Annotated in this window: 6 protein-coding genes; 1 reads left to right on the top strand and 5 read right to left on the bottom strand. The window is 47.5% G+C overall.

The window, feature by feature from the left end:
• Positions 1-713, bottom strand: a 713-nt coding sequence (locus tag J0895_RS24120; protein ID WP_207090528.1) for a universal stress protein, incomplete at its 3' end; no start/stop codon positions are given.
• A 537-nt stretch (positions 714-1,250) separates the two neighbouring features.
• On the opposite strand from J0895_RS24120, the gene J0895_RS24115 reads away from it, so the two are divergent.
• On the top strand, positions 1,251-1,625 hold the full coding sequence (locus J0895_RS24115) for a group I truncated hemoglobin (RefSeq protein WP_207090527.1): 375 nt from the start codon (positions 1,251-1,253) through the stop codon (positions 1,623-1,625).
• 510 nt (positions 1,626-2,135) lie between these two features.
• Here the strand turns inward: J0895_RS24115 and J0895_RS24110 are convergent.
• The 4 genes from J0895_RS24110 to J0895_RS24095 form a co-directional block, all read right to left on the bottom strand.
• Positions 2,136-2,342, bottom strand: a complete 207-nt coding sequence (locus J0895_RS24110) for an NblA/ycf18 family protein (protein WP_015152044.1) — start codon at positions 2,340-2,342, stop codon at positions 2,136-2,138.
• 673 nt (positions 2,343-3,015) lie between these two features.
• Positions 3,016-3,744 (bottom strand): Stp1/IreP family PP2C-type Ser/Thr phosphatase, encoded by a 729-nt coding sequence (locus tag J0895_RS24105; RefSeq protein ID WP_207090526.1) that lies wholly within the window; start codon positions 3,742-3,744, stop codon positions 3,016-3,018.
• Positions 3,745-3,851: 107 nt separating this feature from the next.
• Entirely contained in the window at positions 3,852-5,579 is a 1,728-nt protein-coding gene (locus J0895_RS24100) for an ABC1 kinase family protein (RefSeq protein ID WP_242541559.1), read from the bottom strand.
• 188 nt (positions 5,580-5,767) lie between these two features.
• Positions 5,768-6,103, bottom strand: a complete 336-nt coding sequence (locus tag J0895_RS24095) for a DUF6825 family protein (RefSeq protein ID WP_207090524.1) — start codon at positions 6,101-6,103, stop codon at positions 5,768-5,770.
• Positions 6,104-6,345: the final 242 nt, after the last annotated feature.

Raw genomic sequence — 6,345 nt, 5'->3', positions numbered from 1 at the left:
TCACCTAAGCGGACTTCCACATCCACCTGCAAGCCGATCGCTTCTAACTCGGCTTGGATTGGGGCTAATTTCTCATGGGCTTCCTTGAGTTTGTAGTCCTTCGGGACCTGTCGCAGAACCCCCGCATCAATCACCCAAGCTAACATACAGCGTTCTAATGAATTAGGGGGCCGGTTCTGCGCGTAGCGCTTAAACTCTTTGATTAATACCCCCGATGCTTGAGTATCCGCATAGGGAAGCAGAATATAGCGGAACAGATGCCGACAGCGCAGATCCAACTCTTCAGAAGTTAAGGGAGACAGCAGTGCAGTCGGAATGGTCATCATGGGAATATTAGTTCGCCCCGATAAATCCAGGGTGGTACTCCCAAAGAGTTTTTCACTGAGTAAATTGCGGTAGGAGGCCCCTAAAATCATCACCTCGCTTTTGTGCCGTTCCACTGCCTTGAGTATGTTCTCCGTCGGATTACCGGAGAGCACCTCAACCTCAACCTGCAAGCCATCGGGGACCTGATTCAAAATGGCATTGAGGCGATCGCGTGCCAGACTGATTTTTTCCGTATCTTCCCGAGGAATTTGCCCTTTCGTCCACAGGGGAACGCTATGGAGAAATACGATATGCTCCATCCCTCCGGCAGCTAAACTTGGTAAGAATTTTCCCAAGCGCACTAAGCCATCATCCAAGTCCGTACTAATTAAAACACGCTTAAACATTTAAACAAATCATTCGGTTATCATTGATCGCCCAAAAACTGGGAAATTCTGCGACTGGCTCCGGTTTTGGACTCTTTGCCATCGGCGCGATCGCTCCCCCAATTTTTTTCATTCTCAAATTTTAGCAGTTTGCTGCCCAGTTCGTTACCATCAGTCCCACCTCCCCCTGTTCCACGTCACAACTTCAGGGGTCATCCAATGTCGGGGATATTTCTGCACCAGTGAAGATTAGAGCCCTTGCTTTCATACCGGATAGCTCCTCCCCACGCCCCCTTAAAAACGCCAATCGGCTTGAGAGAGTTTTGCAAGAAGTCTATTATGCTGGGCAATCCCCACCCGAAAATTTGGGGCGAAAATTTGGGGCGGGCATTTAACGGGGATTTATGATGATTTGCCACTTTATGTTATTCTACCTGGGGCGATCGAATCAGCCATACCAGGCATTCCAGAGATTTAATTTGGATTAATCCGATCGCCAGATTAAGCAACTTACCCAAGTGTTCGCGCTCTTAACCCCCTAATTGAAGAGGAAAAAATATGACGACTTTATTTGATAAACTAGGCGGTAAAGCCGCCGTTAACCTGGCAGTGGATAAGTTTTATGAGCGGGTTTTAAAGGACGATCTCATTAAGCATTTTTTTGCCAATACAGATATGGCAAAGCAGCGATCGCACCAGAAAGCATTTCTGACTTATGCCTTTGGTGGCAGCAGTCACTATGATGGACGCTATATGCGAGAAGCGCATAAAGCTTTGGTTGAAGAACAAGGTCTAAAGGGTGAACATTTTGATGCGGTGGCAGAAGACCTCATGGAAACTCTCAAAGAAATGGGGGTTCCTGATGATTTATTGGCAGAAGTAGCGGCGATCGCTGCTGCACCGCAACACAAAAAAGATGTATTAAACCAATAATCAGTAACTCGAATCTACTGCCATCCCATGTTTGTAGTAACGACTTCAGTCGTTATCCGATGTTCGTACTTGCAATACTACCCACTGGCTCCTGGGGCTTACTTAGAAGGATGCAAGATTTAACTGACTACGAACTTAAGAGGGATAACGACTCAAGTCGTGACGTTGAACTGGGGAGATGAACGATTGACTGGATTAGTATGCATAAAACAAGTGCCTGAGCAGTTGCTCAGGCACTTGTTGAAGGAGAATAGTTTTGAGTAAGATTTGAACTACAGCAAGGGTTTGTGCTGTCCATTCTCGGACAAGACACGATAAATTTCATGAACGAACTTTACTAAGGGTTTATCTAATCAAATTGGGTTGGAGAATATCTCGGAGATAGTCTCTTGTGTTTTGTCAGGAAATAGAGTTGACGCCCCAGCATCCCCAGCTCTTCTCCCTATTGGGAACTAAGCAAGAGACGGAGGTCGCCCACTGTTGGGACTTGGGTAAAACTTAGCACGGTTCTTAAAACTCACTGCTAAAACGTGGTCCTTGGTCTAAACCCCATTCATGTTTCAGGAATTGCTGATACATGGTTTCGCGCACCATCATTTGTTTGTACAGTTCTTTGAGAAAATGCTGAGACTGTTCAAGGCTCATTTTCTCGACCTGGGTTTCAAAGGCGCGGACGTTAAATTGTTGTTCCAAAGATAGCTCGATCGGTTGGCTCATTATAAAACTCCTATGTTTTGATAGTCACACTGGCTGGGAGGAGAGTTGTAAAGCGGGTAAACCCGTCTTTATATGCTGTCTCTTTCTGCCTTTGCTGGGGGCTGTCAGGATTTCCTCGTTGCCTCCTGTTAAGAAATATAACAAAGATTTGACAAAATGACAAACTTGCCCTTGGGCTATGTCTGGAAACGATGACTTAACAGGTTTCATGGGTTGAAGCCTGGGTCTACAGTCGTTGTATCAAATCAAATCTTTGAAAATTGCTCAGTTTGAACCAAATAGGTATTTATTCTGGTTGAGAGAACGATTGTGGCTCTTACTGTATCTCTACTATGACGGATATGATTCCCTGTTGCCTCTGTCCCCAGATACGTTTCAGGAGGCTTTTTGGCCGTCCAAGTGATTAGTTTTGGCAAAAAAGGCATAAAAATATAAAAAAACCGCTTCTGAGTACCAGAAGCGGCTCTATCCGATGGATGATCGACAGGTGGAATGTTCTGTCTGGCTATTACCATTTTTCTAGAGCATCGGTACTGTAGAAGAGGATGGGAATCAAAAACACAGAATCAGTTTTGGATTAAAAACCCTGTTTCGGGCCAGTTTTGGGAAGGGTTTCTGGGGTCATAAAACGGTTATGTCTGGAATCCCTGACTTGGACGGATTTGCGATCGCCTTACTCCAGGGTGACAATCACGACGGTAATGTTATCCCGTCCCCCTTGATCTTTAGCTGCATTCACCAGCTTTTGGGCCGATTCATCACCGGAGAGTTCCAATTGAAGATTAGGGCCGATCGCCTCAGCGGAAAGTTCCTCGGTTAACCCATCACTACAGAGCAATAGGCGATCGCCCGGTTGTACTTCCAACTCTTGCAAATCAATCTGTTGTAAATCCTGGCGTCCCAGACATTGAGCCAGAACGTGCCGCCAGGGATGCTTACGAGCTTCCTCCACGGTGAGGTGTCCCGCTTTGAGTGCTCGTCCGACCCAAGTATGATCTTCCGTAATTTGAGTCAGTTCCTTTCCGTGCAGCCGGTACAACCGAGAATCACCGACATGAGCGCACCAGGGTTGATTGCGATCGCGAAACACCACCGCCACCGCAGTCGTTCCCATGTCTGAGCGCTCAGGATGATCTAATTGATCATCAACAATGACTTGATTCGCCTTCAAAAAAGCTTCTTTCAGCAGATCAGCAGTCTTCTGGGAAGACTTCCACCCTTCCACTAAATATTTTTCGATGGTTTCCGTAGCGATTCGACTGGCCTCTTGGCCTCCCACATGACCTCCCATACCATCGGCTACGATAAAAAATCGCCCTTCCGGGTCATCTATATAGAAGGCGTCCTGATTCACCGAACGAACGAGTCCCGTATCCGTCAGACCCGCGAAAGATCGTTTCATAACTCAAAGCTTACTATGACAACTTTTACAGGGGGAATCAAAAATTGGGTTTAGATTGAGCAGGCGATCGCGCCCCATTTCAAATCTAAGGGTTCCAAGTTACAACATTACATCATTTTATCTGACCGCTCAATCCGCATAATCAGACGGATCAAGCTTAGAGCCAGGAATAGTGCCACAGCCCCGATAATTAGGGCCAGCCAGATCTTACCGTTCACGAATAAAATCGTTGCCGAGAGGGTAAATGCACTCACCAGTAAGGCTAAGTTGGTCCCCATTTGAACGTTACCAATGCGCCGCAGCACCCGATCGGTTTCAATGGATCGGACGCGGATGCGAATGTCCCCACGTTCTAATTTCTCTATAGTATCCTCAATTCGTCCCGGTAAACCCAACGCCGTTGTTCCGACTTGCGCCGCCTGCCGTCCGATTTCATTGAAGAATGTATTGCGATCGAGCGAGTTACCATTCGTCATAATCTGCATTGCAAAAGGTTTTGCAACCTCCATAAAGTTAAACTCTGGATCCAGACCCTTGCCCACACCTTCCAAGGTTGAAAAGGCCCGCATCACGAAGGTAAACGTAGCGGGGAAGCGGAAGGGCTGATCGTAGGCGATCGCATAGAGGTCATCACTAATCGCCGCCACGGACTGCTCCTCAAAGGGCTGATCCATCAAATTATCCAGAATATACTGGATTGATCGCCGCACGGGTCCCATATCATCCGTTCGAGCCAGGGCCTCCAACTCAACGAGACACTCTACTACGTCCTCGGCATTTTTTTTAGCAATCCCAAAAAACAGGTCCAGCAGCTTGACTCGAACATCGGTGCGGATCCGCCCCATCATGCCAAAGTCGTAAAAAATTAACGCCCCATCAGGACTCACTGCCAGATTCCCAGGATGGGGGTCTGCATGGAAAAACCCATGATTGAGCAGTTGTCTCAAATAGGCTTCAGCCCCTAGTTTCGCTAGAATTTTGCGATCGAGTCCTGCTGCTTCTATGGCTTCGTAATGGCTAATTTTAATGCCCGGAAGGTATTCCAGAGTCAGCACCCGAGGGGAAGAATAGCGCCAGTAAACCCGAGGCACTCGGACCCATTCTTTACCGCGAAAATTGCGGCGAAAGGTATCCGCATTGCGACCTTCATTAATATAATCAACCTCTTCGTAGAGAATCTTGTAGCACTCGTCATAGATTCCCAACCAATCCCGACCTCGACCCCAACGGGGGTGATTTTGGAAATAGCGGGCAATCGTCTTGGCGATCGCTAAATCAATTCCAAACAGGCGTTTGAGTCCCGGACGCTGCACCTTGACCACAATCTCTTCCCCAGAATGGAGTTGCGCCTTGTGGACTTGACCCAAACTCGCGGCAGCGATCGGGACCGGATCAAAACTGCGGAAAAGCTCCTCAACTTTGCGACCAAAATCTTCCTCGATAATGGCTTGAGCCTGTTCATAGCTAAATGCGGGGACGCGATCTTGGAGTTTAGCCAACTCCTCCACATATTCACTGGGAAACAGATCCGATCGCGTTGAAAATAACTGTCCCAACTTAATAAAAGTTGGACCTAGTTCTAATAAGGTCTCACGAATCCAATTGGCTTGTTTTCGCCGTCTGGCAATTTGTTTGGCTTCTGTGAATCCCCCTTTATAGGTCCAGGGTTTATTCAGGGACCACAGACTCGCCAAAAACTGTAAAACAAAATTCCAAATTTCGATCCGCCGCCGGTTGGGGGAGTAATTGGCACGACTCCAGCGGTATGCCTTGGGACGATAGGGTACAGTTCCCCTATTCCCTTGAATGGCGAGAGGACCCCCCGATCGCTTCATTAATCTGGGACCTTCTGGAGTTTCAGGAGTTGGGATAGGATCGTTTAAGAGTTCAGACACTCGGGTTTGCGACTGCTATATCTAATCGGTCGATAATTTAATCATGACAAGGATTGCTTCGGATCTAGGATCCGGCTTGATTGTACAGACGACGCGGCGATCGCCGCGTCGTCTGTCAGTCCCTTGACTCAAGAACGGCTGCGGTAAAGCTGTAACTGAGCGCGAACTTGGGCAATTTCTGCCCGCAACTCATCAATGGTTGCTTGCAGATCTCCCGTTTCAGGAATAGGGCTTCCCATTGGATTGGACATCCCTGGGTTCGTGGGTGCGTTCATCACGAACCCTGATTCGCGAGTTGCTCTTTCCATCACCTCTTGGGTAAATGAGCGTAGACGTTCTCGCTGTTCCGCATCAAATTTACCCAAATCGCTCAGGGCATTGGTTAGGGTTTTTTCTAGCTCGTGGTAAAGCGCTTGGGATAAGGCTCTCCCTACAAAAAAGGCATCGACTACAGGTTTACTCATCTAAAATTATTATACGCAGGCTTCCGTAAAGAATTATAACGTAGTTGACACTCTCAGGGCTAAAGCAACTGAGATTCGGAGGACAGAGTAAACTCTCGCTACGACCGTCAAGCGCCGCCTAAACACTCAAAACAACTACCGACATTGCCAATGTTGTAATCGCGTTTACTTTTATGGCTTCAATGCTTTCAGAATCCATCACTAAGCCAAAACGCGGTACGCTCCGCAACCTGCCTTTATTT

Origin of the sequence: Phormidium pseudopriestleyi FRX01, assembly GCF_017313335.1 — a bacterium.
GTDB classification, from domain to species: domain Bacteria; phylum Cyanobacteriota; class Cyanobacteriia; order Cyanobacteriales; family Laspinemataceae; genus Laspinema; species Laspinema pseudopriestleyi.
This window is presented reverse-complemented; position numbering and strand designations above follow the sequence as displayed.

What these genes read in the sequence shown, in the direction of transcription:
- J0895_RS24095 (WP_207090524.1), bottom strand. Translation starts at nt 6,103, where the DNA reads ATGAGTAAACCTGTAGTCGATGCCTTTTTTGTAGGGAGAGCCTTATCC.
- J0895_RS24100 (WP_242541559.1), bottom strand. Translation starts at nt 5,579, where the DNA reads ATGAAGCGATCGGGGGGTCCTCTCGCCATTCAAGGGAATAGGGGAACT.
- J0895_RS24105 (WP_207090526.1), bottom strand. Translation starts at nt 3,744, where the DNA reads ATGAAACGATCTTTCGCGGGTCTGACGGATACGGGACTCGTTCGTTCG.
- J0895_RS24110 (WP_015152044.1), bottom strand. Translation starts at nt 2,342, where the DNA reads ATGAGCCAACCGATCGAGCTATCTTTGGAACAACAATTTAACGTCCGC.
- J0895_RS24115 (WP_207090527.1), top strand. Translation starts at nt 1,251, where the DNA reads ATGACGACTTTATTTGATAAACTAGGCGGTAAAGCCGCCGTTAACCTG.